Annotated in this window: 29 protein-coding genes and 1 tRNA gene; 15 read left to right on the plus strand and 15 right to left on the minus strand. The window is 61.4% G+C overall.

Going from position 1 to position 26,401, the window contains the following annotated elements; translation table 11 throughout:
- Positions 1 to 39: 39 nt before the first annotated feature.
- Complete coding sequence (locus J7557_RS05605) at positions 40 to 2,463, minus strand: glycoside hydrolase family 3 protein (protein ID WP_291418312.1); 2,424 nt, start codon at positions 2,461 to 2,463, stop codon at positions 40 to 42.
- A gap of 117 nt (positions 2,464 to 2,580) precedes the next feature.
- Positions 2,581 to 2,973, minus strand: coding sequence for a DoxX family protein (locus tag J7557_RS05610; protein ID WP_291418114.1), 393 nt, complete (start codon positions 2,971 to 2,973; stop codon positions 2,581 to 2,583).
- Between the two features lie 95 nt (positions 2,974 to 3,068).
- On the opposite strand from J7557_RS05610, the gene J7557_RS05615 reads away from it, so the two are divergent.
- Positions 3,069 to 3,488, plus strand: a complete 420-nt coding sequence (locus J7557_RS05615; RefSeq protein ID WP_291418116.1) for a helix-turn-helix domain-containing protein — start codon at positions 3,069 to 3,071, stop codon at positions 3,486 to 3,488.
- A gap of 153 nt (positions 3,489 to 3,641) precedes the next feature.
- Here the strand turns inward: J7557_RS05615 and J7557_RS05620 are convergent, their stop codons facing one another.
- From J7557_RS05620 to mgtE, 4 genes are all read right to left on the minus strand, one after another.
- Positions 3,642 to 4,550 (minus strand): division plane positioning ATPase MipZ, encoded by a 909-nt coding sequence (locus J7557_RS05620; RefSeq protein ID WP_291418118.1) that lies wholly within the window; start codon positions 4,548 to 4,550, stop codon positions 3,642 to 3,644.
- A gap of 103 nt (positions 4,551 to 4,653) precedes the next feature.
- Complete coding sequence (locus J7557_RS05625) at positions 4,654 to 5,079, minus strand: DUF1489 domain-containing protein (protein WP_291418119.1); 426 nt, start codon at positions 5,077 to 5,079, stop codon at positions 4,654 to 4,656.
- Positions 5,076 to 5,753 (minus strand): glutathione S-transferase family protein, encoded by a 678-nt coding sequence (locus tag J7557_RS05630; RefSeq protein ID WP_291418121.1) that lies wholly within the window; start codon positions 5,751 to 5,753, stop codon positions 5,076 to 5,078. Before J7557_RS05630 ends, J7557_RS05625 begins: the two co-directional genes overlap by 4 nt.
- A 318-nt stretch (positions 5,754 to 6,071) precedes the next feature.
- The gene (gene mgtE, locus J7557_RS05635; RefSeq protein ID WP_291418123.1) at positions 6,072 to 7,487 is read right to left on the minus strand and encodes a magnesium transporter; all 1,416 of its coding nucleotides are present in this window, start codon (positions 7,485 to 7,487) and stop codon (positions 6,072 to 6,074) included.
- Between the two features lie 153 nt (positions 7,488 to 7,640).
- Between mgtE and J7557_RS05640 the strand changes: the two genes are divergently transcribed.
- Positions 7,641 to 8,006, plus strand: a complete 366-nt coding sequence (locus J7557_RS05640; protein ID WP_291418125.1) for a hypothetical protein — start codon at positions 7,641 to 7,643, stop codon at positions 8,004 to 8,006.
- A gap of 3 nt (positions 8,007 to 8,009) precedes the next feature.
- On the plus strand, positions 8,010 to 8,546 hold the full coding sequence (locus J7557_RS05645; protein ID WP_291418127.1) for a hypothetical protein: 537 nt from the start codon (positions 8,010 to 8,012) through the stop codon (positions 8,544 to 8,546).
- A 59-nt stretch (positions 8,547 to 8,605) separates the two neighbouring features.
- Here J7557_RS05645 and J7557_RS05650 read toward each other — a convergent pair.
- Together J7557_RS05650 and J7557_RS05655 are read right to left on the minus strand one after the other, a co-directional pair.
- Positions 8,606 to 8,690, minus strand: a tRNA-Leu gene (locus J7557_RS05650).
- A gap of 124 nt (positions 8,691 to 8,814) precedes the next feature.
- Positions 8,815 to 9,048: a FliM/FliN family flagellar motor switch protein gene (locus tag J7557_RS05655; protein WP_056308177.1), complete on the minus strand. Its 234-nt coding sequence runs from the start codon at positions 9,046 to 9,048 to the stop codon at positions 8,815 to 8,817.
- Between the two features lie 64 nt (positions 9,049 to 9,112).
- Between J7557_RS05655 and lipB the strand changes: the two genes are divergently transcribed.
- The gene (gene lipB / locus J7557_RS05660; RefSeq protein WP_291418131.1) at positions 9,113 to 9,850 is read left to right on the plus strand and encodes a lipoyl(octanoyl) transferase LipB; all 738 of its coding nucleotides are present in this window, start codon (positions 9,113 to 9,115) and stop codon (positions 9,848 to 9,850) included.
- 38 nt (positions 9,851 to 9,888) lie between these two features.
- Positions 9,889 to 10,419, plus strand: coding sequence for a DUF4282 domain-containing protein (locus J7557_RS05665; RefSeq protein WP_291418133.1), 531 nt, complete (start codon positions 9,889 to 9,891; stop codon positions 10,417 to 10,419).
- A gap of 55 nt (positions 10,420 to 10,474) precedes the next feature.
- Here J7557_RS05665 and J7557_RS05670 read toward each other — a convergent pair whose 3' ends face one another.
- Positions 10,475 to 10,852 (minus strand): DoxX family protein, encoded by a 378-nt coding sequence (locus J7557_RS05670; protein WP_291418135.1) that lies wholly within the window; start codon positions 10,850 to 10,852, stop codon positions 10,475 to 10,477.
- A 240-nt stretch (positions 10,853 to 11,092) separates the two neighbouring features.
- On the opposite strand from J7557_RS05670, the gene rimO reads away from it, so the two are divergent.
- From rimO to folK, 8 genes are all read left to right on the plus strand, one after another.
- Positions 11,093 to 12,418 carry a 30S ribosomal protein S12 methylthiotransferase RimO gene (rimO, locus tag J7557_RS05675; protein ID WP_291418137.1) on the plus strand — a complete coding sequence of 442 codons (1,326 nt, stop codon included), beginning with the start codon at positions 11,093 to 11,095 and terminating at the stop codon, positions 12,416 to 12,418.
- A gap of 46 nt (positions 12,419 to 12,464) precedes the next feature.
- Positions 12,465 to 13,382, plus strand: coding sequence for a DMT family transporter (locus J7557_RS05680; protein ID WP_291418140.1), 918 nt, complete (start codon positions 12,465 to 12,467; stop codon positions 13,380 to 13,382).
- Positions 13,383 to 13,549: 167 nt separating this feature from the next.
- Complete coding sequence (locus J7557_RS05685) at positions 13,550 to 14,533, plus strand: sulfate ABC transporter substrate-binding protein (protein WP_291418142.1); 984 nt, start codon at positions 13,550 to 13,552, stop codon at positions 14,531 to 14,533.
- 66 nt (positions 14,534 to 14,599) lie between these two features.
- On the plus strand, positions 14,600 to 15,439 hold the full coding sequence (cysT, locus tag J7557_RS05690; protein ID WP_291418144.1) for a sulfate ABC transporter permease subunit CysT: 840 nt from the start codon (positions 14,600 to 14,602) through the stop codon (positions 15,437 to 15,439).
- Positions 15,436 to 16,248: a sulfate ABC transporter permease subunit CysW gene (gene cysW / locus J7557_RS05695; protein ID WP_291418146.1), complete on the plus strand. Its 813-nt coding sequence runs from the start codon at positions 15,436 to 15,438 to the stop codon at positions 16,246 to 16,248. The genes cysT and cysW overlap by 4 nt, the downstream gene beginning before the upstream one ends.
- Positions 16,249 to 16,328: 80 nt before the next feature.
- The gene (gene folP, locus J7557_RS05700; protein ID WP_291418148.1) at positions 16,329 to 17,171 is read left to right on the plus strand and encodes a dihydropteroate synthase; all 843 of its coding nucleotides are present in this window, start codon (positions 16,329 to 16,331) and stop codon (positions 17,169 to 17,171) included.
- Between the two features lie 16 nt (positions 17,172 to 17,187).
- Positions 17,188 to 17,571 carry a dihydroneopterin aldolase gene (folB, locus tag J7557_RS05705; RefSeq protein ID WP_291418150.1) on the plus strand — a complete coding sequence of 128 codons (384 nt, stop codon included), beginning with the start codon at positions 17,188 to 17,190 and terminating at the stop codon, positions 17,569 to 17,571.
- On the plus strand, positions 17,571 to 18,014 hold the full coding sequence (gene folK / locus J7557_RS05710) for a 2-amino-4-hydroxy-6-hydroxymethyldihydropteridine diphosphokinase (protein WP_291418152.1): 444 nt from the start codon (positions 17,571 to 17,573) through the stop codon (positions 18,012 to 18,014). The genes folB and folK overlap by 1 nt, the downstream gene beginning before the upstream one ends.
- 114 nt (positions 18,015 to 18,128) lie before the next feature.
- On the opposite strand, the gene J7557_RS05715 is transcribed toward folK, so the two are convergent.
- From J7557_RS05715 to J7557_RS05735, 5 genes are read right to left on the minus strand one after another with little or no spacing between them, the layout of a single operon-like run.
- Complete coding sequence (locus tag J7557_RS05715; RefSeq protein ID WP_291418154.1) at positions 18,129 to 18,908, minus strand: ATP12 family chaperone protein; 780 nt, start codon at positions 18,906 to 18,908, stop codon at positions 18,129 to 18,131.
- Between the two features lies 1 nt (position 18,909).
- Positions 18,910 to 19,575, minus strand: coding sequence for an HAD-IA family hydrolase (locus J7557_RS05720; RefSeq protein ID WP_291418156.1), 666 nt, complete (start codon positions 19,573 to 19,575; stop codon positions 18,910 to 18,912).
- Positions 19,572 to 20,561, minus strand: coding sequence for an RluA family pseudouridine synthase (locus tag J7557_RS05725; RefSeq protein WP_291418158.1), 990 nt, complete (start codon positions 20,559 to 20,561; stop codon positions 19,572 to 19,574). The genes J7557_RS05720 and J7557_RS05725 overlap by 4 nt, the downstream gene beginning before the upstream one ends.
- On the minus strand, positions 20,558 to 20,941 hold the full coding sequence (gene crcB / locus J7557_RS05730) for a fluoride efflux transporter CrcB (protein ID WP_291418160.1): 384 nt from the start codon (positions 20,939 to 20,941) through the stop codon (positions 20,558 to 20,560). The genes J7557_RS05725 and crcB overlap by 4 nt, the downstream gene beginning before the upstream one ends.
- A gap of 9 nt (positions 20,942 to 20,950) precedes the next feature.
- Entirely contained in the window at positions 20,951 to 22,264 is a 1,314-nt protein-coding gene (locus J7557_RS05735) for a replication-associated recombination protein A (protein ID WP_291418162.1), read from the minus strand.
- A 105-nt stretch (positions 22,265 to 22,369) separates the two neighbouring features.
- Between J7557_RS05735 and J7557_RS05740 the strand changes: the two genes are divergently transcribed.
- Positions 22,370 to 22,936 carry a hypothetical protein gene (locus tag J7557_RS05740; protein WP_291418164.1) on the plus strand — a complete coding sequence of 189 codons (567 nt, stop codon included), beginning with the start codon at positions 22,370 to 22,372 and terminating at the stop codon, positions 22,934 to 22,936.
- Between the two features lie 437 nt (positions 22,937 to 23,373).
- On the opposite strand, the gene J7557_RS05745 is transcribed toward J7557_RS05740, so the two are convergent.
- The gene (locus tag J7557_RS05745) at positions 23,374 to 24,858 is read right to left on the minus strand and encodes a Do family serine endopeptidase (protein WP_291418166.1); all 1,485 of its coding nucleotides are present in this window, start codon (positions 24,856 to 24,858) and stop codon (positions 23,374 to 23,376) included.
- A 243-nt stretch (positions 24,859 to 25,101) separates the two neighbouring features.
- On the opposite strand from J7557_RS05745, the gene J7557_RS05750 reads away from it, so the two are divergent.
- Entirely contained in the window at positions 25,102 to 26,286 is a 1,185-nt protein-coding gene (locus tag J7557_RS05750) for a hypothetical protein (RefSeq protein WP_291418168.1), read from the plus strand.
- Positions 26,287 to 26,401 lie beyond the last annotated feature (115 nt).

The raw sequence follows: 26,401 nt of genomic DNA on the forward strand, positions 1-26,401 counted from the left end.
GGCAATGACGACGGAGGGGAGAGTAGGATGCCCCCCTTTCTAGACAGCCAGCATCAGAATCGTGTTGCGCTTGATCGTCGCTGTCAGCGACAGATCGGCGGAGGATTGGCCGATGCGGAGGATGAAGTCTCCTGACTCCACGAGCCAATGCTTTGCCTCGGTACGGAAGAAGGCGAAGGAGCGAGCGTCGAGGGTGAGGGTTACCTGGCGGCTCTCGCCGGGTGCGAGGGCGACCTTGGCAAAGGCTTTCAGTTCTTTGGCCGGACGGGGCGACGAGGATTCGGTGTCGGAGACGTAGAGCTGGATGACTGTGGAGCCAGCGCGGGCGCCGGTGTTCGTGACTGTCACGGTCGCGATGACGTTGCCGTCGGCTTCGAAGTTGCTGTCGTCGACGGAGAGATTGCTGACGGAGAAGGTTGTGTAGCCCAGCCCGAAGCCGAAGGGATAGAGCGGGGTCATGCCGAGGCGGTCGTAGTGGCGATAGCCGACGAAGATGCCTTCCTCGTAGCGAACCTTGCCTTCTAGGCCGGGATAGACTTCGCGGTCCTGGCTGTGGGCGGGGTTGTCGGACCAGCGGACCGGGAAGGTTTGCGGCAGGCGGCCGCCGGGTTCGGCTGTGCCGGTGAGCACGTCAGCAATGGCGTTGCCCGCTTCCTGGCCGGGGTACCAGGCTTCGAGGACGGCGCGGACCGAATTGATCCAGGGCATTTCAATGGGGCCGCCGGTCTGGAGGACTACGACGGTGTTCGGATTGGCCTGAGCGACAGCGGCAACCAGCTCGTTCTGGCGGCCGGGCAGTTCGATGCCGGGAAGATCGCTGCCTTCGATGTCCCATTCGCCGTTGCGGCCGATGAAAACCACGGCAACATCCGAGTTGCGGGCGGCGCGGACGGCCTCGGCGATGTCGGCGTCGCCGAGCGGCAGGCCGATGCCGCAGGCGAAGGCAGCGAGGCCGAGGGTGGCAAAATCCTTGGTGGCGAATTCGATCACCACGTCATAGGTGCGGCCGGCTTCGAGATCCACGGTGCCGACGACTTCGTCGCAGCCCTCTTCGAAGAAGGTGCGGCCCTTGGTCCAGTTGGTCCAGGCGTCGGCAACGAGTTTGCCATTGACGAATACCTTGGCGAAACCGGCGGAGTAGATGCCGACGCGGTGGGTGCCGGACTTTTCGGGCGTGTAGGTCGCGCGGACGCGGGCGGAGAAGTGCAAGGGATCGACCTTGCCGTCGGCGACGTGGCCGATCCAGAAGGCCTGGGCGTCTTCCTGGTTGCCGATATGGACAGGCTCGCCGGCGAGCTTCTCGTTGTCGAAGTATTCGACGGTCATTGTGCCGCGGAGGAGCGGTTCGAAGCGGTCATTGCCACAACCGACAGCGTAGGAGAGCTGGTCTTCGCCAAGCTCGGCGACGAGGCCTTCCCAGGGCGAGACGCGATAATGGGCGTTGAGTTGGGCGCTGCCGCCGCCCATGATCTGGGCTCGCTTGGCATTGGGGCCGATGACGGCAACGCGGCTTTCGGGCTTTAGTGGCAGAGCACCGTTGTTCTTAAGGAGCACGGCGGCTTCGGCACCAGCGCGGCGGATCAGGGCGCGGTGCTCGGGGCGGTCATTGGCCTGTTCCTGATGGGGGCGGTGATCGTCGAGCGAGCCGACGCGCTCCATCAGGCGCAACATGGCGGTTACGCGCTTGTTTAGGGTTTCGCTGGAGACCTCGCCGGAATTGACGGCGTCGATGAGCTTTTGGCCGCGGTCGCGGGCGGGGCCGGGCATTTCGAGGTCGAGGCCGGCATTGACGGTGTTGGCGGTGGAGTGGGAGCCGAACCAGTCGGACATGACGATGCCGTCAAAACCCCATTCGTTGCGAAGAACGGTGGTGAGGAGCCAGTCGTGCTCGGAGGTGAAGGTGCCGTTGAGACGGTTGTAGGAGCTCATGACGCCCCAGGTGCCTGATTTCTTCACCGCCCATTCGAAGGGGATGAGATAGATTTCACGGAGGGAACGCTCGTCGATTTCGCTGGACATGGTCGTGCGCTCGATCTCGCTTTCATTGCCGACGAAATGCTTGATGGTGGCGCCGATCCCCTGCCCTTGCAGACCCTTGATGTAGCCCACTGCCAATTCGGCGGAGAGGAAGGGGTCTTCGGAATAGCACTCGAAATTGCGGCCATTCGTGACGGAACGGTGAATATTGACCGTGGGCGCGAGCAGCATATGTGCGCCTTTGGATTTGACTTCGTCGGCGAGCGACGCGCCGATCTCTTCGGCCAGGGCGACATTCCAGGTGGCGCCGATGGCGATGCCGACGGGAAAACTGGCGGATTTGACGCCGCCGATGAGCGAGCCGCCACCGCGGGCGCCATTGGGGCCATCGGTAACGCGGAGCTTGCCGATGCCAAGGCGAGCGACGGCAGGAACGGACCAGAAATCCTCGCCGGAGAGGATGGAGACTTTCTCCTCAAGCGTCATTTCTGCAAGCAACTGCTCGATGCGATTGGTCACCGTATTCTCCTCCGGGCGCAATAGTTGCGAAAAAAGACAGGCCCAGGAGGAGCCTGTCAATCGTTCTATCAGCGATGATTGGGCTCAGCGCGGGCTGATCGGCGCCTTGCGCAGGCGGCCCCAGAGCACGAAGAGAGCGAGCGCCAGGAGGATGAAATTGACCGGCAGGACCTGGAATTCGCCGCGCATGGTGTGGAGGCCGATGGCGAGAACCTGGATGGTGGAGAAGCCGAGAGCGGCCAAGGGCGTCAGGAAGGGTGCGATGCGGGTGGCGGCGGGCAGGATGATGCCGATGGCGCCGAGCACTTCCATGGTGCCGATGAAGCGGGTGAGTAGTTCGGGATAGTCGCCGGCATAGGCCATGCCCGAGGCGACAAGCGCATCAATGGGCTGGGTGAGCTTCATGAAGCCCGCCATGACATAGACGGCTGCGAGGATGATCTGCGCAACCCAAAGGCCGATATTCCATTTGTTCATAGGTCATGTCCCCCTTATGACCATCTGTCACACTAGTCACAACTAGTAACTGTGTCTATATAAGTGCCCAAGTACCCACACTAGGAGGCACAGCCATGTCACTGACCGATACATCCAAGCACTCGAACTGCTCTGCGATGTCCGATGTGCTGAGCCGCATTGGCGACAAGTGGAGCGTGATGGTCGTCGGTATGTTGAGCCGCAATGGCACTCTGCGCTTTAACGAGCTCAAGCGCCTGATCAATGGCGTATCGCAGCGCATGCTGACGCTGACGCTACGCAATCTGGAGCGCGATGGGCTGGTGAGCCGGACGATCTATCCGGAAGTGCCGCCGCGGGTGGAATATAGTCTCACAGAGATGGGCAAGACGCTGCAGGAGCCGATCAACGCGCTCTGGGACTGGACGGCGGAAAACCATCACTCGATCATCGATGCCCGCGATATCTATGACCAGCGCCAGCATGCCGTGGAAGCGGCGGAGCCGCGCAAGATCGCCTATGCCCGCGGGCAGTAGGTAACGGATCGCTTTCTAGGCATCACCAACCTTCGTCATTGCCGGGCTTGTCCCGGCAATCCGTTTTTCTTGCGCGTGTGGTGGGATGGACCACCGGGACAGGCCCGGTGGTGACGACGGCTTTGGGCGTTGTGCCCTGCCCTAATCCAGAAATCAGCTTTCGGACGGCGCCATGTGGACGAAGCGATTGGCGTCGTTTGGGCGCGTGCCGGCTTCGAGCACTTCGCGGCGAGCTTCGGCGCGGCGGCTGAAGGGCAGATTGAGGGCGGCGACGAGCGCACGATATTCCTGACGGGCGCTGGAATGGGACATGGACGGGACGCCGCCGAGCAGTTCGTCGTCTAGCGGATCGAACACGGTCATGCCGGTGGGGAAGAGCGAGCGGAAGATGACGCGCTCGGCAATGCCATCGGACACGCGGCAGCCAAGGCGCATGGCGATGCGCTCGAGCATGGTCTGCACCTGCCGCATGTTTCGCGACGAGAGCATGGAGATACGGTTGCGGACGAGCACCCAGTCGATGGTGCGGCCGTCGATGGCGAGGCGCTCTGAGCGGGCGCGCTGCACGAGGCGAGCATAGTGGCTGAGTTCGCGCGGCTCGCCGGTCACCGGATCGACATGGGCCATGACGTTGAGGTCGATGAGGCTGTCATTGACCGGGGTCACCAGTGTATCGGCCAGCGAATGGGCGAGGCGCGTCAGGTTGGTATCGAAGCCGGGCGTATCGATGACGATGAATTCGCTCGACTGTTCCACCTCGGCGATGGCCTGGCGGAAGAGGTCGAATTCGACTCGGTTATTTTCCTTGAGGGAATCGCCGCGGGCCAGAGGCAGGTGGAAATGGGTGGTGTGCGGCAGGCTGAGGCCACGCTGGCGGGCCCAGTCACGGCGGTTGCGCACATAGTGCGTGAGGGTCTGCTGGCGGCTGTCGACGTCGATCGAGGCGACCTTGTAGCCCTGGTAGAGCAGATAGATGGCCAGATGGAAGGCCGTGGTCGATTTGCCCGACCCGCCCTTTTCATTGCCTACGACGATGACATGCGCCGCTTGCCGAACCATCATGCCCCCAAATCAGTCGCCGGATTCTCGACTCTCCACGCCTTATGCACAAGTGGGGCGAAGATTAACAATCGTTAAACGATTAATGCGACGCGATTACGGGGCTTCACAACAGGCCGAGGCGGGCCAGTTCGGCAGCGATCTCGACCGAGTTTTCCGCGTCATTGGCCGCAATATCGGGCGGAGCATCCTTGGGTTCGAGGTAACGCCAGCCCTGGAAGGGGCGCTTGGGATAGGGAATCGTACGGACGAGTTCGGGCGACATGATGATGTCGCAGTAGTCCTTGCCCTCGGCATCGGTATAGGGCGCGAGGCGTAGAATCGGCTGGCGGCAGACGATGGAGCCGGCGATGACCCAATAGATGGACCCTTTGCCTTCCATTTCGGCGGCGCGCTTGGGCATCATGCGGGTGCGATGGACGTGGACGTCCTCGCCGTAATCGGCGCCCCACCAATGGGCGCGTTCGTTGCGATAGCTTTCCAGCTCCTCGAAGCTGGAAATGCCGACGCAGAGTTTGACCATATGAATCATACGATAGTCCCGGGGGCGACGCGGCCCTGGATGACGTCGATCTCGTCGCGATCGATGACCCAGGGTTCGTGGAGCGCCAGTTTCAGCCAGTCCTGGAAGGCAGGCAGGCTGTAGATGGCTTCAACATAGCTGTTGGCTGTGTCGGAGATGGGCAGGGCATAGGTGCGGAGGCGCGTGGCGACAGGGGCGAACATGGCATCGACGGCCGAGAACTCGCCGAAGAAGAACGGCCCGCCAGAGTGGGACAGGAACTCGCCCCAAAGTTGCTCGATGCGGTGGAGATCCTGACGAACGAGGTCTGGATCGACCTTGCCGGGATGGGAGGCACGCAGGTTCATGGGAGCATTGCCGCGTAGAGCATTGAAGCCGGCGTGCATTTCCGAGGCAGCAGAACGTGCCAAAGCGCGGTCTCGCCTGTCGGCGGGCCAGATGTGCTTTTCAGGGTATTTGTCGGCCAAGTATTCCATGATCGCCAGGGTCTCGGGAATGACCAGATCCCCATCGATCAGGACCGGCACCTTGCCGGTGGGCGAGCGCGCAGCGAGAGCCTCGGTCCAGCCTTCGCCCGAGAGCATCAGCACTTCGTCTTCGAAGGGCAGGTCGAAGTGGCGCAGCACCAGCCAGGGGCGGAGCGACCAGGACGAGTAGTTGCGGTTTCCAATGAGCAGTTTCATGCGAAAAACCTTACTGCAAAAGGAAGGGCGCCCTGTGGCAAGGGCGCCCTTCCCTAAATCTTTTCGGTGTCTATTGCCAGCGAACTAGACGCCGGCGACCACCGAGATAACGAGCCCCATCGAGAGAAGAGCTACGAGGGCCCAGCTAATGGAATGCCAGGCCAGGGTCTTCGGTTGACTGCGCATTTTGCCGCTCCTTGTCAGCCGTCCATTCCGACCCGCTCTGGACGCTCCAAGGGGCCGGTCAGCAAGCGTTAACTGTGTCACGTAACCTTTGCAAGTGACCCAACTGCAACAGTGCACAACCGGTTTCGAGGCCTAGAAAAGTCCGAACCAGAGACCGGCAATGCCCAAAAAGGCGAAGAATCCAATGACATCGGTGATGGTCGTGACGAAAACAGCGGAGGCGATGGCGGGGTCTGCCTTGAAGCGATCGAGGGTCAGAGGAATTAATATTCCTGCCGTGCCGGCAACGACGAGATTGATGATCATCGCAATGGCGATGACGGCGCCGAGCTGCACATTGTTGTAGCGCAGCCAGGTGACGAGGCCGATGAGAATGGCGAAAATGACGCCATTGAAGAAGCCGACCACCATTTCGCGGCGGATGAGGCGGCGCAGGCGGCCGCCTTCGAGTTCGCGCATGGCGATGGCGCGCACCGTCACCGTCATGGTCTGGGCGCCGGCATTGCCGCCCATGGAGGCGACGATGGGCATGAGCACGGCCAGTTCCACCATATGTTCGATGGTGCCATTGAAAAGACCGATGACGAGGGAGACCAGAACCGCCGTGACGAGGTTTACGGCAAGCCAGGGAGCGCGACTGCGGACGGTGTCGAGGGTCGTGTCGGACACGTCTTCGTCGCCCACACCGGCGAGGAGCTTGATGTCCTCATCGGCCTCTTCGGTGATGACGTCCACCATGTCGTCGATGGTGAGGACGCCAACGAGCCGGCCGCTTTCATCGACCACGCCGACTTCGACAAGGTCGTAGCGCTCGAAGGCGCGGGCGGCCTCTTCCTGGTCCTCGGCCGCATCGACCAGCACCAGATTGGTGTTCATGATCGATTCGATCTTGGCGGCGCGCTGCGAGCGCAGCACGCGATCGAGCGGCAGCGTGCCGAGGACCTTGTAGCCGGCATCCACCACGTAGATCTGGTAGAATTCATCAGGCAAGTCGCGCTCGGCGCGCAGGTAGTCGATCATCTGTCCCACAGTCCAGAAGGGCGGGATGGCGATGAATTCGGTCTGCATCCGCCGGCCGGCGGAGTCTTCGGGAAAGTCGAGGCTCCGCTTGAGGCTCAGGCGCTCGAAGGTCGGCAGAGCCGAGAGAATCTCGTTCTGGTCTTCCTCTTCGAGGTCTTCCAGAATCGCCACAGCGTCGTCGCTGTCGAGGCCGGCCACGCCGCGGGCGATTTCCGCATTGGGCAGAGCTTCCATAAGTTCGAGGCGAATGCTCTCGTCGACCTCGGTCAGCGCGGAATAGTCGAATTCGTCCCCGAGAAGGCGCACAAGGGCGAGCCGCTCGTCGTGATCGAGGTGTTCGAGCACGTCGCCGACGTCGGCCGCGTGGAGCGGCTCCATGACGAGGGCAACGTCTTCGGCCCGGCCAGCGGCAAGAAAAGCCCGTAAGCGTTCGAGCCATAGCGAATTGATGCGGTCTTCCGCATCGCGGAACGCGCTGGTCTCCATCTCGGTCTCTGGGCCGAGTTCGGTCTCGAAATCGCTGCTCATAGGGAGCCCTTTGCGTGTCCGCGGGGTTTCAGGGGCAAGGCAAGCAGTAGCCAATCAGCAATAAAGACGCCAGACTGCGAACACGAAGTTTTCTTCCAATTTCGCCTCGGTTGAAGCGTTTGTGTCTAGTGTGATGCAAGGATGGAGATGGTCATGTCGGGCCAGAGCAGTTTCGACCTCGCCTTCGACCGAATCACGGCCCTGGCCAATGCGCGCGGGCTGACGGATGTGGTGCTTTCGACGAGCTACGGCACCCCTGCCCTCAAGGTGAAAGATCGCACCTTTGTCAGGCTCCTCGACGAGGAGACGATCGTGCTGCAATGTCCGCTCGAACAGAAGGTGCTGCTGATGGAGATTTCACCGGCCATCTATTTCGAGACCGACCACTATGTCGGCTATGACGCCGTGCTGGTTCGGCTTGCCGCAATCGACGACGAAGAACTCAGCCTTCGGCTGCAGGACGCCTGGCAATTCAAGGCACCAGAAGGCCGCAAGCCGGCCGCGACAAAGGATGACTAGGGTATGACGCAATCCACGCGCCTCAACTGCTCCTGCGGGCAGTTCGAAATGGTCGTTACCGGCGAGCCTTTCATCACCACCGAATGCCACTGCAATAGCTGCCGCGAGGCCGGCGGGCGCATGGAGACGCTGCCGCTGGCAAGACCGATGCTGGAAGAGAATGGCGGCACGCAATTCGTGCTCTATCGCAAGGACCGCGCGGAGATCACCAAGGGCAAGGAACTGCTGCGGGGCTATCGCCTGAGCGACACCGCGCCAACTCGCCGCGTGGTGGCGACCTGCTGCAACAGCCCGGTCTTTCTCGAATTCAAGGGCGGACACTGGCTCAGCCTCTATTCGAGCCTGTGGCCCGAGGGACAGGCACCAAAGCCCGAAATCCGGACCGTAACCGGCGATCGCGGCGAAGATGTCGTGCTCGACGACACGATTCCGGCCGGCACCTGGCAGACCCTGGGGTTTTACGGAAAGCTCCTCACGGCCTGGATTGCTATGGGTTTCAAGGTGCCCAATATCGAGATCAAGGACGAGGCCGTGATCTGAGGCCCAAAAACAAAAAAGCCGCCCGCAGGCAGCTTTTTGTTTCTCCCCCGGAGGGAGAATGGTGCGGTCGAGAAGACTCGAACTTCCACGCCTCGCGGCACAGCGACCTCAACGCTGCGCGTCTACCAATTCCGCCACGACCGCACATCTGTGGTAGAAGCTTCAAGTGCCGAAGCGCCCGAAGCGAGTGGGGATGTAGCAAAGGACTTGGCGAACCTCAAGCACCTAAATCGAGATTTCTTTCAAGCCTGTGGAGAGTCGCAAAAATTCAGCCGTGCTTGTAGACCTTTTCCGTGACGAGCACGCGAAGCTGGCCATCTTCGACATTCACTTCGCCGCGGGCGATAAGTGTATGGTTGGCATAGATGGAGAGCGGATCGTTCTCGCCCTGCTCCAATTCGATCACGGCACCGCGGCCCATGCGCAACAGGTGGTGGATCGGCATGGTGGTTGCGCCGAGTTCGACGGTGATATCGACTTCAATATTGTCGAGGGTGTTCATAAATAAGGGTCTCGCTCGCGGAATGCCGGGGGCTTGGTGAATTAAGGATTGCTCAGGCTTGGTTATGGAAGTCTTAACAACGGACGATGAGGCGTGCCAAATTCGTTCGAAATTGCATCGGTCGGATCGGCAGGCGGTCGACTGGGTGCAGTTCGACGGGCTCATGGACTACGAGAGCACCCTTGCGGCAATGGAGAATCGCGCGGCCCTCGTCGCGGCAGGTGAAGCGCCCGAAGCCGTGTGGTTGCTGGAGCATCCACCGCTTTATACGGGCGGCACATCGGCACAGCCGGAAGACCTTATCGATCCACGCTTCCCCGTCTATCCCGCCGGGCGCGGTGGACAATATACCTATCATGGGCCCGGGCAGCGGGTTGCCTATGTCATGCTCGACCTGACCCAACGCGGGCGCGATATCCGCTGCCTCGTCAAAGGGCTGGAGCAATGGGTGATCGATACGCTTGAGGCGCACAATATCAAGGGAGAGCGGCGCGAGGGGCGTGTCGGGGTATGGGTGCAGCGGCCGGACAAGGGTTTTGGGCGCGAGGACAAGATCGCCGCCATCGGTGTGCGCGTGCGCAAATGGGTGACGTTCCACGGCATTTCGCTCAATGTGGACCCCGACCTGCGACACTATGATGGGATCGTGCCCTGCGGGATTACCGATCAGGGGGTGACCAGCTTTGAGGATCTCGGACAGCTCGTTTCGATGGCGGAAGTTGATTCCGTGATGCGGAGCACGTTCGAGACCATATTTGGGCCGACGGCCCATGCGCCCGCCGCACTTGCCAGCGTGGCGTAAGGCCCTACTTTGAGCCAATCCGAATCGAGGAGCCCGGCATGACCACGGACGACCTGAAACGCCTTCTCACCCGCCAGACGCTGTTCCGGCTCGATGCCATCCTGTCGCCGCGCCTTGTGCCGATTCTCTATGCGCTGGGCCTGGCTTCCATTCTGCTCTGGGCGGTCAGCCATTTCTTCTTCCGCTTTGGCAGCAGTTTTGGCGATGGGCTCTGGGGCCTGCTGGAAATCGCCGTGTTCGGTCTGGCGGCACTCGTCGCACTGCGCATCGGCTGCGAAGCGCTGCTGGTCTGGTTCAAGGCGCACGAGGCGACGGGCGAAACCGTCAATCGCTCGCGCTATTCGGCATCGCTGCTCGACGAAGTGCGCGACGCCATTCGCGATCTCGCCGAACATGGCGAAGCCACCGACTATGCAGAGGCCGACGAGTATTACACCCCGGCGACCGAGCCCCCACCGCATGTGACGCCGGAAGGCGACATCCGACGAGAGCCCTCCACTACGGCGGGCGAGCCGTTCAAGCCGAAGCGGACTGCCAAGCGGACGCCTCCCACGAACCCCGTCACCTGACACAAAAAGGCCGCCCGGATTGCTCCGGGCGGCCTTTTTCATTGCTGACGTGCGATCAGCGCTTGTTGACGCTCCAGGCGCCCGGGCCGGCGAAGATCAGATAGAGGAAGACGAAGCAGAACAGGATTGCTGCGTCGCCACCATTGTTGGCCGGGAAGAAATTGACCGGGGCATGCGCCATCCAATAGGCGACAGCCATGGTGCCCGAAGCCAGGAAGGCGGCAGGCCGGGTGAAGAAGCCGATGGCGATCAAGACGCCCGTGACGATCTCGATCAGGCCAGAAATCCAGAAAATCGAAAAGGCGGGCGGCGCGAATTCGGCAGCGGGGAAGCCCAGCAGCTTTTGCGTGCCATGGGCAAGGAACAGCAGGGCCGTCATGATGCGCAGCACGGCGAGGGCCTGCGGCGCATAGGCGGAGAGACGATCGGACATTTTTTATAACTCCCGTGCGGCGCCGGTCCTGGCGCCAGGGGGAGACGCCTAACCCAGACTGTCGGTTCCAAAAACCGAACATTTGGGAACGCACTGTTCGCTGATCGAGATGTTCAAGAGTGCGTGTCCACCGCTCGGGGAAGGTCTGCCAAGCCCCGCGTGGGGGTCAGTCACATTGCGTAACCGTCCAACATTCTGTATGACGCGCCATCCAACGCAATTCCGGACTTTCGCACGCGCATGACTCAGGCGCCCAAAATCGGTTTAGTCAGCCTCGGCTGCCCCAAGGCGCTCGTCGACAGCGAACGCATCATGACGACCCTGCGCGCGCAGGGTTACTCGTTCAGTCGCGACTATGCCGGCGCCGATATTGTGCTGGTCAATACCTGTGGTTTCCTCGATAGCGCCAAGAAGGAAAGCCTTGAGGCGATTGGCGAAGCGCTGAACGAAAACGGTCGCGTGATCGTTACCGGTTGCCTCGGCGTCGAAGAGAGCATGATCCGCGAAACGCACCCGAATGTGCTCGCGATCACCGGTCCGCATCAATATGAAGACGTCGTCTCGGCCGTGCATGACCATCTGCCGCCGGTGCCGAACAAGTACATCGACCTCGTGCCGGAGAGCGGGCTGAAGCTGACGCCGCGGCACTATGCCTATCTGAAGATTTCCGAAGGCTGCAACAATCGCTGCTCGTTCTGCATCATTCCGCAGATCCGCGGCGACCTCGCATCGCGTCCTGCCGCCGGCATTCTGGGCGAAGCCGAAGGGCTGATCCGTTCGGGTGCCAAGGAACTGCTGGTGATCTCGCAGGACACCAGCGCCTATGGTCTCGATCTGAAGTACGCGACTTCGAAGTATCGTGGCCGCGACGTGAAGGCCAAGTTCTACGACCTCGCCAAGGAACTGGGCGAGCTGGGTGCCTGGGTGCGTCTGCACTATGTGTACCCCTACCCCCATGTCGATCCGGTGATGGAGCTGATGGCCGAGGGCCTCGTGCTCCCCTATCTCGACATTCCGTTCCAGCATGCGTCGCCGAATGTGCTCAAGGCCATGCGCCGCCCTGCACATCAGGAAAAGACGCTCAACCGCATTCTCGACTGGAAGCGCCAGGTTCCGGATTTGACCGTGCGTTCCAACTTCATCGTCGGCTTCCCGGGCGAAACCGAGGAAGATTTCGAAATGCTGCTCGATTTCATCGAGGAAGCCGAAATCGACCGCGCTGGCTGCTTCAAGTATGAGCCCGTCACCGGCGCCACCGCCAATGAACTCGAAGGCGTCGTGCCCGACGAGGTCAAGGAAGAGCGCTTTGCCCAGTTGATGGAAGTGGCCCAGAACGTCTCCTTCCACCAGTTGCAGAAGAAGGTCGGCCGGACCATCGACGTGATCGTCGACGACGTGCAGCCCGAGCAGAACCGCGCTATCGCCCGCTCCAAGTGGGACGCGCCGGAGATCGACGGCCAGGTGATCGTCGACAATGCCACCGGCATCAAGATCGGCGATATCGTCTCGGTCACCGTGACCGACAACGACGAATACGATCTCTTCGCCGAACCGGCGAAGGCCTGATCCACAGCGACCTCCATACAATCCCCGCGAAAGCGGGGATTCTTTTTTGCGTGACGTCATGGAATTGAGCTCAGCGACGAGCGACGGAACAAAGTCCAGCTGGGGAACAGCCGGCGGCGTGGCCGCGGTGTTCATCTGGTCGATGACGGCGCCAATCGTCGCATCGGCTGTTGGCGTCGATCCGTTCCTTTATGTCGGGCTTGGCGATGGCGTCGGCGCGCTGGTGTTCATCGCCATGTGGATTTTGCGGCGGCAGAATCCGCTGCCCGAGTTGAGAAAAGTTCCTATCTGGCTTTATGCGCTGGGTGTCATCGGCATTGGCGGCCATAACCTGACCTGGGTGGCCGCGCTGCAGCAGGCGCCACCGCTCGAAGCGACGCTGATCATCTATACCTGGCCGCTGCTGGTGGTCATTCTTACCACGATCTCGCTGGGGCAGCGGTTTCGCTGGTTCCATGCCGTCGCAGGCGCTTTGGGGCTGGCGGGGATTGTTGCGCTGCTCCTTGGCAAGGGGCTTTCCGTCGGTGGCTTCCGCCTGATGCCGGGGCATTTCTGGGCGGTTATTTCGGCGGTCACCTGGGCGGTGTTTTCGGCCGTGGCGGCGCGCTATCCGGCGAGCAGCAGCAATTTTCTTGGCGTCATTTTCGGTGCCAGTGCGCTCATCAATGGCTCGGTCTGGCTGTTTGTGCTCGGAGCGCCGCCGGCTCCGGTATCGAGTGTTCTCATTGTGGCGTCGGCTTCGATCTTCTTCGCGCTAGCCTATGCGATGTGGGATTTCGGCATGAAGCAGGGCAATGCGCAGTTGATCGGCGTGTTCAGTTTTCTCACCCCGGTACTGACAGCCGTCTATCTCGTGTTGTTGGGCATTGCCGAACTGACACCCTACCTCGTGCTGTCGCTGCTGTTGGTGGTTTCAGGCATTGGCGTCGCTAAATATGGCGAGAAGCTGCGCTCCGGCGCTTAAGGCGCGGAAACAAATTCGCGCCTTCGCGTCGGCAAGCGCAACGGCTTTCCCCTGCTTTTGCGGCGCGTAAATTAGTCATCCGAGCCAAACATTTAGCGCTTTACGGCCGAAAAGCGGCATCGCATCACCGTGCCCAATGCCTTCGCTTTCACGGAAATAGCGTCACAATGAACAAGCTTCTTCTATCTGCCGTTGCGGCGCTTGCTCTCGTCAGCAGCCCGGTCCTGGCTCAGCCCACCGACATTCTCAACGCCTCCTACGACATCGCCCGCGAGCTGTTCGAAGCCGAAAACGCTGCCTATGCTGCGACCGGCGCGACTGTGACCATCAACCAGTCGCACGCCGGTTCTTCGGCTCAGGCCCGCGCCGTGCTTGAGGGCCTGCAGGCTGACGTCGTTACCTTCAACCAGGTGACCGACATCCAGAAGCTGGTCGAAGGCGGTTATGTCTCGGAAGACTGGACCAGCGACTTCCCGCACAATGCTGCGCCGTTCTATTCCTTCCCCTCCTTCCTCGTGCGCTCGGGCAACCCGAAGAACATCAAGGATTGGGGTGATCTCGCCGCCGAAGGCGTGCAGGTGATCTTCCCGAACCCCAAGACCTCCGGTAACGGCCGCTATACCTATCTCGCCGCCCGCGCCTGGGCGACCGAGGAATATGCCGGCGACGAAGCCAAGATCGAGGAATTCCTCACCAAGCTTTTCGCCAATGTTCCGGTCTTCGAAACCGGCGGTCGTGCAGCCACCACCGCCTTTACTGAGCGCCAGCTTGGCGACGTCTTGGTGACCTTCGAGGCCGAAACCCTGGCCGTCGTGAAGCAGCTCGGCGCCGACAAATATGAAGCCGTGGTTCCCTCGGTGAGCTTCCTGTCCGAATTCCCGGTGGCGGTCGTCGACAAGGTCGTCGATGCCCGCGGCAGCCGTGATCTCGCCAAGGCCTATCTCGATTTCCTCTTCACGCCTGAAGGCCAGGAAGTGGCTGCTGCCAACTTCCACCGCCCGCAGGACGCAACTGTTGCCGCAGCCCATGCCGCGACTTTCCCGGCGATCCGTCTCGTGACTGTCGAGGACGCCTTTGGCGGCTGGGACAAGGTTGCTGCCGACCACTTCGCTGACGGTGGCCTGCTCGACAAGGTTTTCGTCAACCAGTAACGGCCTCGGCCATTCCTAGTCTGACGGCGCGACTTAGGTCGCGCCGTATCGTATTTCGGGGGACACATGGCACAGTATCGCAGCAAACATCTGCTGCCCGGTTTCGGGCTGTCCATGGGCATTTCGCTATTCTATCTGACGCTCATCATCCTGCTGCCGCTCGCCGCGATGCTGCTCAAGGTGGCCGGCATGGGGTTTCCGGAGTTCTGGCGGATAATCAGCTCCAACAGGGCACTGGCGGCCTATCGCGTGACGTTCAGCTCGGCGTTCATCGCCACCATCATCAATGGCGTGGTCGGGCTGCTGCTGGCCTGGGTTCTTACCCGCTACCGCTTTCTCGGGCGGCGGATTCTCGATGCGCTGGTGGACCTGCCCTTTGCACTGCCGACCGCGGTTGCCGGGCTCGTGCTGGTGACGCTTTTTGCCGATACCGGCTGGTATGGGCAGTTCCTCGAGCCCAATGGCATCAAGATCAATTACACCCAGCTCGGCATTATCGCCGCGATGACCTTCACCTCCATTCCTTTCGTGGTGCGGGCTGTGCAGCCGGTGCTGGAAGAGGTCGATGTCGACTTCGAGAATGTAGCGAAGACACTGGGCGCCACGCGTTGGCAGGTTTTTACGCGCATCATCTGGCCGACAATTTTGCCGGCCTTTATCGGCGGCTGCGTGCTCTCCTTTGCGCGGTCGCTGGGCGAATTTGGCGCCGTGGTGTTCATCGCCGGCAATCTGCCGGGGCTGACGGAAATCGTCTCGCTGCTGATCTTCATCCGGCTTGATGAATACAATTATGAGGGCGCGGCGGCGCTGGCCTTTGTGCTGCTGGTGGTTGCCTTCCTGACGCTGGTTGCCACCAACCTGCTGGCTGCCTGGCAGGTGCGCTATGTCGAGAGGCAAACCGCATGAGCCAGACAGAAAAGCGCAGCCTCGGGGCCAATGTTCTTATCGGGCTGTCATTTCTCTTTGTCGCCGCGGCGCTGGTCGTGCCTTTGGCACTGATCCTCAGCTTTGCGCTGCGCGAGGGGCTTGGCGCCTATTTTGACGCCATCCTCAAGCCCGATACGCTGCATGCGATCTTTCTTACCGTGATCACCGCCATCATCGTGGTGCCGATCAATATGGCGGTGGGTGTGGCGCTGGCCTGGCTCGTCACGCGCTTCAAGTTTCGTGGCCGGCAATTGCTTGTCGCCATCATCGAACTGCCGGCGGCCGTCAGCCCAATCGTCGCTGGCATTGTCTATCTCTTCCTCTATGGCAATCAGGGGCTGCTGGGCCCGGCAATGCAATCGATCGGGTTGCAGATCATGTTCACCCCGCTCGCCATCGTACTGGTGAGCCTCTTCGTTACGGCGCCTTATGTGGCGCGCGAACTGGTGCCGCTGATGCGCCAGCAGGGGACGGATGATGAGGAGGCGGCGCTTTCGCTGGGGGCCAATGGCTGGCAGATGTTCTGCCGTGTGACGCTGCCCAATATCCGCTGGGGGCTCGTCTATGGTGCGGTGCTGACCAATGCGCGGGTGATGGGCGAGTTCGGCGCCGTTTCCGTGGTTTCGGGGTCAATCCGCGGGCAGACCAATACCTTGCCGCTGCAGATCAATCTGCTGTTCAACGATTTCAACATTGCCGGCTCCTTTGCGGCCGCTTCGACATTGGCGCTGATCGCGGTGATCACGCTGGTGCTGAAATCGGCGCTGGAGAATTGGGAAAGCCGCTAAGCGGCTTTCGTCCCTCGCAAGACAAGAATATACGCTTGAGCCGAAGCCTTGGCGCCCCTGAGCGAGGGGCAGGAATTGCAATGCACACGACTCATATCGTCCCCCTGCCCCGCCGGCCTGCCCTCGAACTGGGCCCGCAGCCACTCATCATGGGCATCCTCAATGTCACGCCGGACAGTTTTTCGGATGGCGGGCTGCACAATTCGCTGGAACAGGCGGTGGCTCGCGCCCGCGTCATGGTGGCCGAGGGCGCCGACATCATCGACATTGGCGGGGAAAGCACCCGGCCGGGCTCGGAAACTGTGGCGGTGCAGGAGGAACTCGATCGGGTCATTCCGGTAATCGATGCCTTGCGCAGTGCGGGGATTACGGCGCCGATTTCCATCGATACATACAAGCCGCTGGTGGCCGACCAGGCGCTTCAGGCCGGGGCCGATATCATCAACGATGTTTATGGGTTGCAGGGGCCGCCCGAAATGGCCGAGGTGGCGGCGCTCTATGGCGCGCCTGTCATAGCCATGCACTGGGACAAGGCTTGGGACGCGCAGACCCTGCCGCTGCCGTCGATGATCGACTATTTTGGCAAGACGCTTGCCATTGCCGATGCGGCGGGACTGGCGCGGACGCAGGTGATCCTTGATCCCGGCTTTGGGTTTTCCAAGACGCTGGCGCAGAATTACCAGATCCTGCGGCTGTTGCCGGAATTGGTAGAGGCCTATCCAGAGCATGCCGTGCTCGTCGGTACCTCGCGAAAGTCGATGATCGGCAAGCTGTTGAACAATGAACCGGGCGAACGGCTGCCTGGGACTATCGCAACCACCGTGCAGGGCTATGAGCGTGGCGGACACATTTTCCGCGTGCACGACGTTGCCGCCAATCGCGATGCCTTGCGCGTGGCGCAGGCGACCCTATATGGCCCATAATTTCAGGACTATTTCGATGACCGCACCTTTTACCGGCGACCGCATCATCCTCCGCGATCTCGGCTTTTATGGTTTTCATGGCCTTTTTGCCGAGGAAGAGCGGCTGGGCCAGCGCTTCTTCATCGATCTCGAATGCGGGGTCGACCTGAGCGCGCCGGGCGAGACCGACGCTATCGGGCACACGGTTTCCTATGCCGATATCTATGATGTGGTGAAGGCGACGTTCGAGACCAAGCGCACCAAGCTGATCGAGGCGCTGGGGCAGAATATCATTTCGGCGCTGTTCGAACGCTTTGGCGATATCAACTGGATCATCATCCGCATTCGCAAGCCCGAGGCACCCATCGCCATGGTGCGCGGTGAAGCGGCGATTGAACTACACCGTGTGAGGCCGGCGTGATGGCAAAAGCCTGGCTTAGTCTTGGCGCCAATATCGGCGACCCGCCCGCGCAGCTTGCCGAGGCAATTCGGCTGCTCGATGCGCATCCGAATATCAAAGTGGTCAAGCAATCGTCGGTGATTGCGACAAAGCCCTGGGGCAAGACCGATCAACCGGATTTTGCCAATATGGCGGCGGAGGTCGAGACCGATCTTGAGCCGATCGATCTCTTACATGTGGCGCTTGATACCGAGCGCGAGATGGGGCGGGTTCGGCACGAGGTCTGGGGACCGCGGCTGATCGATGTCGATATCATCGCCTATGAGCGGATCGAGATGCGGACGGGGCGACTGACCCTGCCCCATCCGCATGCGCATGCGCGCGACTTCGTGCTGGTGCCGCTCCGCGAGATTTCGCCGGAAACGGCGGAGTGGATCGCGTCGCGGGCGTCAACTCCCCGCTAAATCTCATTCTCCCACTGTGTCATTCCCGCGAAAGCGGGAATCTAGTGTCGGCAAACAGAGATTCCCGCTTTCGCGGGAATGACACCGTCGAAAATCCGATTGCTAAGCAGCTGCTTAGCCCCGCAGCGCTTCCACGACAGCGACGGCGGTGTCGAACTCCACGCGGCGCTTGGCGCGGCGGGTCATGGCTTCGTCGTCTTCGCCCCAGAGGCGAATCTGGTGGTCTTCATCGACATGCGCCGCGGTCCAGACCTGATCGGCGCCGAGCAATTGGTGCAACAGGGCGATGGCGAGGAGGCCGGAGCCGGTGATGCCAGTGATGGAGACGAGAGCCGTCAGCGAGAGCAGGCCCTGCCCTTCCAATGCAGTGTCGAGCTTGGTGAGCGTTGAGGCCGGCTGTGGCTGGTGGATGATGCCGATGGTGGGCTGGAAGGCCACGTCGAAATGGCGGGCCAGCGTGACGAGAGCGCCATCCCAGTGCAGTTCCTGCTCATCGACCAGTTCCTGCGGGGTATCAGCACGGTAGAGCAGCAGATCGTTGCCGGCGAATTTGCCGATCTCGGCGCGGAATGCCGGGACGTTTTCTTCGCCGCTTTCGACAGCCGAATTGATCAGACGCACCATGGGCATGGTGGTGGGGTCGATGTATTTTTCCTGGGCTGCCCACTCGGTGGCCATCGCCTGGGCGATGGGCTGGGCGGGAACCACGACTGGAATCTTTCGTCCGGGGGTACGGGTTGGCTTGCCATCAAGAGTGACGACATAGCCATCGTCTGTGCGGGCGACGTCCACGTCTTTGTAGAAGCGCTTGGGCAGTTCGACCTGGTTGATATGCTGCGCTTGGCCGTAGCCAAATTGCTGATTGTTTAGAGCGTCTTCCAGCTGATCGCGCATATTATGATTCCAGTACTTTCTTGATCGCCAGCGGTAGGTCTGCGTAGCTATCGACCAGCAAGTCCGCACCAGCAGCAAGCAATTCGTGATTGTCGTGGTGCCCCCAGGTGACGCCGATGGCCTTCGTGCCGGCAGCCTTACCCATTTCGATGTCGAAGGTCGTATCACCTATGATGACGGTATCGCGGGCTTCGGCGCCGGTTTCGGCCATGCCGCGAAGCATCATGCCGGGATGGGGCTTCGACGGGTTGTGATCCGGCGTTTGCAGGGTGACGAAGTGTCCGGCAATGCCGTGGAGCTGGGTGAGTCGGTGCACGCCATTGAGGCCCTTGCCCGTGGCGATGCCGAGCAGCGTGTCGGGCCAGGTGGCGAGGAAATCGAGGGCCTCGCGCGCACCGGGAAAGAGGCCTTCGCGCCCTTCGGCCTGCACCAGCGAAGCGCGGTAGCGGCTGCGGTAGTCATCGGCCAGCTTCTCGGCCAGCGGCGTCACTTCGGTCCCCAGCAGGGTGGCGATGGCGACCGGCAGGGACAGACCGATGACACGGCGCGATTGCGTCGTGGTCGGAGGTGTGAGGCCGGCCGCCTCGAATGTTGACGTCATGTGTTCGACGATCAGGGCCTCTGTGTCGATCAGCGTCCCGTCCATGTCGAACATGATCAGCTTCATGCATTGTCCTCGGGATCGGTGTCCTGCACGTCGAAGCGTTCGGCATCAAAGCCAAGCGCGTCCCAGCTTTCGCGCATGTGCGGCGGCAAAGGCGCTGAAATATCAAGGCGTTTGCCATTGCGCAGCGGCAGGGCGATGCGGCGGGCATGGAGATGGAGGCCCTCGCCGAGGCCGGGGGCCGGCATCCAGTTTTCGATGTTGAAATAGCGCGGGTCGCCGATGATCGGCGTGCCGAGCTGGGCCATGTGGACGCGGAGCTGGTGGGTGCGGCCCGTGACGGGCTTGAGCGTAACCCAGGCGAAGCGGCGGCTGGCGGTGTCGGTGGTCGAATAGTAGCTCGACGAATGGACGGCGCCGGGCGCGCCGTTTTTGACCACAACCATCTGCTCGCCGTCTTCGGTGGCGCGCTTGGCGAGGAAGCAGGAGATTTCGCCCTGACGGGGGGTCGGATTGCCGGCAACGAGGGCCCAATAAATCTTGCGGGCCGAGCGCGACATGAAGACCTTGCCGAAATGCGTTGCCGCTGCAGCGGTCTTGGCCACGACGAGGCAGCCGGAGGTGTCGCGGTCGAGGCGGTGCACGAGACGCGGAGCTTCACCGAGCTTGTTGGGCAGGCTTTTCAGGAGGCCGTCCAAGTGGCGGACAGTGCCGCTACCACCCTGAACGGCGAGGCCGTGGGGCTTATTGAAGACATAGAGGTCATCATCCTCATAGAGGATTATGTCCTTAAGAAATCTCGCATCTTCTTGGTTGACCTTGACCGGACGAACGGTGCCAGGATCGTCAACGGGTGGAATGCGGATGGACTGGCCCGCTTCAAGGCGCGTGCTGGTCTCGACTTTCGCCTTGTCGACCTTCACTTCGCCATTGCGGATCAGTTTTTGCAAGCGGCCGAAACCGACCTGGGGGAAATGCCGGGCAAACCAGCGATCGAGACGCATGCCGTCTTCGTCTGCTGTGACTTCCCGATGTTGAACGCCACTCATACGGGGCTGCCTCTGGTTATCAAAAGGCCGAGATATAGGCCTATGAGACAAACTACAACTGACAAGGCGACATAGGTGATCGCCTGAATGAGTTCACCGCGCTCGATGAGGACGATCGTGTCGAGGGAGAAGGAGGAGAAAGTGGTGAAGCCGCCGAAAATTCCGACGGCGACAAAGAGCCTTAGCTCCTCCTGATTGGGGGGGAGAAATTTGGCCATGAGCCCGACGAAGAGGCCCATGGCGATGGAGCCGATGATGTTGATGAAGAGCGTCGCGAGGGGGAAGCTCATCGGCCAGAGGCGGCCGATGATGCTCGCGAAACCGTAGCGGGCCATGGCGCCCAAGGCGCCGCCGGCGCCGACGAGGAGAAAGCCGTTCATCGGTAAGCCTCAGTCTTTCCTGGCTTTTTCGGCGCGGAGGCGAGCGAAATAGTCCATGCGCTTTTTCAGATCGCGCTCGAAGCCGCGTTCGACGGGGTGATAAAACTGTTGTCTACCAAGCTTTTCCGGGAAGTATTCCTGGCCAGAGAATGCGTCGGGGACGTCGTGGTCGTATTGGTAACCATCGCCATACCCTTCGCCCTTCATCAGCTTGGTGGGGGCGTTGAGGATAACCATGGGCGGCATGGGCGAACCGGTTGATTTCGCTAGGGAAATCGCAGCCTTGAAGGCGGTGTAGACGGCGTTCGATTTGGGCGCGAGGGCGAGATAGACGACGACTTGCGCGAGGGAGAGTTCGCCCTCCGGGGAGCCGAGCATCTGGTAGGCGTCGCGGCCGGCGATGGCGAGGGGAAGCGCTTGCGGGTCAGCGTTGCCGATGTCCTCGGAAGCCATACGAATCAAGCGTCTAGCGAGGAATAGCGGATCTTCGCCGGCATCGATCATGCGGGCGAAATAGTAGAGCGCGGCGTCGGGATCGGAACCGCGGATGGTTTTGTGCAGGGCCGAAATCAGGTTGTAGTGGCCGTCCTGCGCCTTGTCGTAAATCGGGGCTCTGCGCTGCACTACGGTTAGCAGACTGTTAGCATCGAGCGTCTCATCGGAGCGGGCAGATGCTAAAATCTCTTCGACGAGGCCCAAAAGGGCGCGACCGTCGCCATCGGCGAGACCGAGGAGCGTCTGGCGGGCTTCATCGGTGAGGGGCAGCGCGGCGCCGAGAAGGGTTTCGGCGCGCTGTAGGAGCAATTCGAGATCGGGCTGGACGAGCGACTCGAAACGCAGGACCTGGCTGCGCGACAGAAGAGCGGCGTTGAGCTCGAAGGACGGGTTTTCGGTGGTGGCGCCGACGAGGACGACGGTGCCGTCTTCCATGACCGGCAGGAAACTATCCTGCTGAGCGCGGTTGAAGCGATGGATCTCGTCAACGAAGAGCAGCGTGCGGTGACCGGAGAGGCGTTCGAAGCGGGCTTTTTCGAAGACCTTCTTGAGATCAGCGACGCCGGAGAAGATTGCGGAAATCTGCTCGAAGCGGAAACCAATCTGGTCGGCGAGCAGGCGCGCGACGGTGGTCTTGCCGGTGCCGGGTGGGCCCCAGAGGATCAGCGAGCCGAGACGGCCGGAGGCGAGCATGCGGGTGAGCGTGCCATCGGGGCCAAGGAGATGGGTCTGGCCGATGACTTCATCAAGGGCGCGCGGGCGCAACTGGTCCGCGAGGGGGCGGGCCTTATCGGTTTCGTTAGGATCGGCGGCGAAGAGATCGGACATGGGGGCTCAATAGCAAATTGCGGCTGAGATGGCATCCGCTTCGTTCGTGTGTTGCCTTGGGTCGGGTTGCGCGTTCAACTGGGACCAATGGAAGAGGGATTGCACATGATTGGTCGTTTGATTGCCGCTGCGATGGTGGTTTGCCTGGCGGGTTCGGTGGTGGTGGCGCAGGAGGATGCCGTGGGGGCGCCGGGGCCGTTTGTGCTCGAGGGGGAGAGCTTTGAGCTCGCCTGGACGAGCCACCCGACGGACACGTTTTACAAGCAGGAATATGTGCCCGCGGGGCAGACCGTGGAAGCGTATGAGCAGATGTTCATGGTGGATGTGCTGACCAATGGGCTCTCGGTTAAGGAAGCCGCGGGGACGATGGTCGATGGGTTGAAGCAGCGGCAGGCCAGTGATCCGGTGGTGAACTTTGCGATGATCGAGAATGAGGCGACGGGGGAGATCATTCTCGATTTCGTGCTGAGCGATAACAGCAGTGGGACGGTGATCGTGGAGTGGAATGCCTATCGGTATGTGTCGCTTGAGGATGGGGTGGCGATGTTTGGGATCAGTCGGCGGGGGTATGACGAGGGGGCGACGGAGTTGTTGAAGGGGTTGAAGGGCTGGCGGATGGGGACGATTGAGGCGCTGGCGGTGATGGAATTGCCGGAAGTGGTGGTGGAGTAAGGGGTTATGCGGAGGGGTTAAGGGGGAGATTCAAGCGGCAGTTCTCGTGGCTCCACCCCCTCCCATCCTCCCCCATCTAGGGGGAGGTGTTGCATCGGGTGTGGGGCACAATCCTGCCCGAGCCACAGTCCCTTCACCTCCCCCTTGATGGGGGAGGTTGGGTGGGGGGTGGTGGCAGGCGCCACTTCAAACAGAGATTCCCGCTTTCGCGGGAATGACACGGTGGGGGCAGCGGCACCGGCCGTCATCCTCGGGCTTGACCCGAGGACGCTTCATTTTGGGTGGGCGCGGCAAGTGTAGAGCCCTCGGGTCGAGCCCGAGGGTGACGGTTTGCGAGGTGGGGAGGCACCGAGCATGCCCGCCATGCGAGCGTAGCTCTCATGGCCTAGTCATCTAAATTCGCTCCACCGGAGCGAATTTGCCTTTCGGCACGATGCCTAGCCACTCACAATCGCCCTGCTGACTCGCCCATCCCGCTGCAGAATGATCTGCCACGTCCTGACCCGCTGTGACGCCGTGGTGCTGAACGTCTGGGCGTCCTTGATGTCGGTGTCGTTGAGCTGAAGAATGACGTCATCGACCTGCAGACCCATGGCTTCGGCGGGGGAGCCGGCGGTTATGGCGGTGATGAGGACGCCGGTGGCGTCGTAGGGGAGGTTTTTGGACTCCGACAAGGCCGGATCGAGCTGGCGGACGGTGACGCCCGAGAAACGGGAGTCGGCGGAGATGGTGGCTGTGGCGTTGTCGGCCGGGGCTGGAGCGGCTTCGACGGGGAAATCGAGCGTGTCCGTTGATGTGCCGCGCAGGCGTTCTAGCTTGGTGGTCTGGCCGATGGGCTTTGTGGCTAGGCGGAAGTTGAAGGCGCTGGGGTCGTCTACGCGCTGGCCGTCGACCGCAAGGATAACGTCGCCGGACTGGAAGCCGGCGCGGGCGGCGGGGCCGTTGGGGGCAACGTCGGTGATGAGGGCGCCGTGGGGGGCGTCCATGCCGAGGCTATTGGCGATGTCGGAATCGACCGCCTGCATCTTGGCGCCGAACCAGGGACGGACGATTTCGCCGCCGTTGACGCCGGCTTCGGCGACGAGCTTGGCCATATTGGCGGGGATGGCAAAGCCGATGCCGACTGAACCGCCGGACTGGGAATAGATGGCGGTGTTGATGCCGACCAAGCGGCCCTGCATGTCGACCAGGGCGCCGCCGGAATTGCCGGGATTGATGGCGGCGTCGGTCTGGATGAAGAACTCGTAGTCGGAGCTTTCAACGCCCGTGCGGGCAAGAGCGGAGACGATGCCGGAGGTGACGGTCTGGCCGACGCCGAAGGGATTGCCGATGGCGAGAACGAGATCGCCAACGAGCAGCGCGTCGCTATCGGCGAAGGTGATGGCCGGGAAGGTGACGCCGCGGGTATCGCGGACGCGCAGGACGGCGAGATCGGTCTGCTTGTCTTCGACGACGACATCGACGGCGAATTCGCGGCCGTCGCTCAAAGCGATGCGCACGTCGGTGGCGCCATTGATGACGTGGGAATTGGTGAGGATCACCCCTGCCCCATCGACGACGACGCCGGAACCCAGCGAGCGGGATTCGCGCGGGCGGGTCTGGAAATATTGATCGCCGAAGAAGCGGGAGAAGAAGGGGTCATTGGCGAAGGGGGACGCCGCCTGGGACTCGATGCGGGTGGCATAGACATTGACCACCGACGGCGAGACGGCCTGGACGATGGGCGCAAAGCTCAATTGCACCTGCGGCTGGCTGGTGGGCACGGCTCGCGGCGCGGCGGCGGGCGGGGGCGCCTCGGCCTGTGCTGGAGCTGTTTGAACCTGAGCCTGTCCCGGTGCGTTCCAGGGGGAGAAGGCCAGTGTGCCGCCGATGGCGATGACCGCTACGGCGAGACCCGAAAAGACGAGCGTTCGCAGAGACATGGGTAAACTTTCCGCTACCTGTTCAGAGCCATTTGGCTCACAGAATGCGACGCGAGCAGAACGCCCGGAATCTGTCATGAAAATGACGTTCGAACATTGTTGTTTCCATGGGCAAATAAACGTTTGCGCGAGGGGGCACACGGCCCTATATGCAGCGCTCAATTTTCTCGCGTTTTCGAACTGGAAAACACGTAAACGCGGTGAATTTCCTTCTCTCTCCAGCCCCGAAAGGCCTGTTGTCCAATGACTGACGAGCCGAAGACCGTTTACGCCAATACTTCCGCGCTGATCGCGGCAGAGGCGCCGGACTTTCCCTCCTTCCTCTTCTCTGAGAAGGAGTTCCATAGGGCCGTGAAGGTTTTCAAGAAGGGCTTTGATGGCCTGCTCACCTATGCGGTGAAGTGCAATCCGTCGCCCCACATCATTGCGCAGCTGCACAAGGAAGGCCTCAAGGCGTTCGACGTGGCTTCCAATACCGAAATGGAACTGGTGCGCGACTACGCGCCCGGCGCCGTGATGCACTACAACAACCCGATCAAGAACAAGCGCGAAATCGAGCGGGCTTATGAAGAGTTCGGCGTTCGCTCCTTCACCATCGACCACCCGCAGCAGCTCGACCAGCTCGCCGCCGTGGTGTCGCCGTCGCGTGACGTCGAGGTTACCACTCGTTTCAAGGCCGGCAAGGCGTTGAAGTCCTACGACTTCGGCATCAAGTTTGGCGTGATGGAACAGGGCGCGGCCGAAATCGTGCAGGCCGTGGACAAGATGGGCTATACGCCCAGCCTTTGCTTCCATGTCGGCTCGCAGTGCGAAGACGCCTATGCATATGAGCGCCACATCGCTGCGGCGGCACGTATCGTCGAAGAGAGCGGCATCGAACTGAAGCGCCTCAATATCGGCGGTGGCTATCCGGCCCCCTACCCGACCAGCGAAGCGCCGCCGATGGACTATTACTTCGAGACCATCTCGCAGGCCGTCACCGACCATTTCGGCGACAAGAACAAGCCGGAACTGATTATCGAACCAGGCCGTGCGCTCGTGACCTCGTCGACCTCGCTGCTGCTGCGTGTGAAGCATCAGCGTGGCGGGCAGTCGGTCTATGTCAATGACGGCGCCTATGGTTCGCTGATGGAAGTGAAGTTCATGCACTTCACGCCGCCGGTGCGCGTGTGGCGCGGTCCGCGCCTCCACGACAACAATGGCGAATTCTCGGAATTCACCATCTGGGGTCCGACTTGTGACAGCTATGACGTGCTGCCGCAGGTGTTTACGTTGCCGGCCGATATCGATGAAGACGACTGGATCGAATTCGGCCTGATGGGTGCGTATACCCAGGCCTCGCTGACGCCGTTCAACGGGTTTGATCGCCGCGATCAGTATTGGGTTGATGAGGTTTACACCGGCAAGGATATGGCGCCGGCCGAGTGAGATTTTTGCCTCCCGAATGATTGGACCCGTCCTGGTGAGAGCTGGGGCGGGTCTTTTTTTACGCCCGTACCGGCCTCCCTTCTCCCCTTGAGGGAGAAGGTGCCCCGAAGGGGCG

It is taken from the genome of Devosia sp. (assembly GCF_017744655.1).
Lineage (GTDB): Bacteria > Pseudomonadota > Alphaproteobacteria > Rhizobiales > Devosiaceae > Devosia.

Bases quoted from the DNA above. Each gene is read 5' to 3' on its own strand.
- J7557_RS05605 (WP_291418312.1), bottom strand. From the start codon at position 2,463: ATGACGCTTGAGGAGAAAGTCTCCATCCTCTCCGGCGAGGATTTCTGG.
- J7557_RS05610 (WP_291418114.1), bottom strand. From the start codon at position 2,973: ATGAACAAATGGAATATCGGCCTTTGGGTTGCGCAGATCATCCTCGCA.
- J7557_RS05615 (WP_291418116.1), top strand. From the start codon at position 3,069: ATGTCACTGACCGATACATCCAAGCACTCGAACTGCTCTGCGATGTCC.
- J7557_RS05620 (WP_291418118.1), bottom strand. From the start codon at position 4,550: ATGATGGTTCGGCAAGCGGCGCATGTCATCGTCGTAGGCAATGAAAAG.
- J7557_RS05625 (WP_291418119.1), bottom strand. From the start codon at position 5,079: ATGATTCATATGGTCAAACTCTGCGTCGGCATTTCCAGCTTCGAGGAG.
- J7557_RS05630 (WP_291418121.1), bottom strand. From the start codon at position 5,753: ATGAAACTGCTCATTGGAAACCGCAACTACTCGTCCTGGTCGCTCCGC.
- mgtE (WP_291418123.1), bottom strand. From the start codon at position 7,487: ATGAGCAGCGATTTCGAGACCGAACTCGGCCCAGAGACCGAGATGGAG.
- J7557_RS05640 (WP_291418125.1), top strand. From the start codon at position 7,641: ATGTCGGGCCAGAGCAGTTTCGACCTCGCCTTCGACCGAATCACGGCC.
- J7557_RS05645 (WP_291418127.1), top strand. From the start codon at position 8,010: ATGACGCAATCCACGCGCCTCAACTGCTCCTGCGGGCAGTTCGAAATG.
- J7557_RS05655 (WP_056308177.1), bottom strand. From the start codon at position 9,048: ATGAACACCCTCGACAATATTGAAGTCGATATCACCGTCGAACTCGGC.
- lipB (WP_291418131.1), top strand. From the start codon at position 9,113: ATGGAAGTCTTAACAACGGACGATGAGGCGTGCCAAATTCGTTCGAAA.
- J7557_RS05665 (WP_291418133.1), top strand. From the start codon at position 9,889: ATGACCACGGACGACCTGAAACGCCTTCTCACCCGCCAGACGCTGTTC.
- J7557_RS05670 (WP_291418135.1), bottom strand. From the start codon at position 10,852: ATGTCCGATCGTCTCTCCGCCTATGCGCCGCAGGCCCTCGCCGTGCTG.
- rimO (WP_291418137.1), top strand. From the start codon at position 11,093: ATGACTCAGGCGCCCAAAATCGGTTTAGTCAGCCTCGGCTGCCCCAAG.
- J7557_RS05685 (WP_291418142.1), top strand. From the start codon at position 13,550: ATGAACAAGCTTCTTCTATCTGCCGTTGCGGCGCTTGCTCTCGTCAGC.
- cysT (WP_291418144.1), top strand. From the start codon at position 14,600: ATGGCACAGTATCGCAGCAAACATCTGCTGCCCGGTTTCGGGCTGTCC.
- cysW (WP_291418146.1), top strand. From the start codon at position 15,436: ATGAGCCAGACAGAAAAGCGCAGCCTCGGGGCCAATGTTCTTATCGGG.
- folP (WP_291418148.1), top strand. From the start codon at position 16,329: ATGCACACGACTCATATCGTCCCCCTGCCCCGCCGGCCTGCCCTCGAA.
- folB (WP_291418150.1), top strand. From the start codon at position 17,188: ATGACCGCACCTTTTACCGGCGACCGCATCATCCTCCGCGATCTCGGC.
- folK (WP_291418152.1), top strand. From the start codon at position 17,571: ATGGCAAAAGCCTGGCTTAGTCTTGGCGCCAATATCGGCGACCCGCCC.
- J7557_RS05715 (WP_291418154.1), bottom strand. From the start codon at position 18,908: ATGCGCGATCAGCTGGAAGACGCTCTAAACAATCAGCAATTTGGCTAC.
- J7557_RS05720 (WP_291418156.1), bottom strand. From the start codon at position 19,575: ATGAAGCTGATCATGTTCGACATGGACGGGACGCTGATCGACACAGAG.
- J7557_RS05725 (WP_291418158.1), bottom strand. From the start codon at position 20,561: ATGAGTGGCGTTCAACATCGGGAAGTCACAGCAGACGAAGACGGCATG.
- crcB (WP_291418160.1), bottom strand. From the start codon at position 20,941: ATGAACGGCTTTCTCCTCGTCGGCGCCGGCGGCGCCTTGGGCGCCATG.
- J7557_RS05735 (WP_291418162.1), bottom strand. From the start codon at position 22,264: ATGTCCGATCTCTTCGCCGCCGATCCTAACGAAACCGATAAGGCCCGC.
- J7557_RS05740 (WP_291418164.1), top strand. From the start codon at position 22,370: ATGATTGGTCGTTTGATTGCCGCTGCGATGGTGGTTTGCCTGGCGGGT.
- J7557_RS05745 (WP_291418166.1), bottom strand. From the start codon at position 24,858: ATGTCTCTGCGAACGCTCGTCTTTTCGGGTCTCGCCGTAGCGGTCATC.
- J7557_RS05750 (WP_291418168.1), top strand. From the start codon at position 25,102: ATGACTGACGAGCCGAAGACCGTTTACGCCAATACTTCCGCGCTGATC.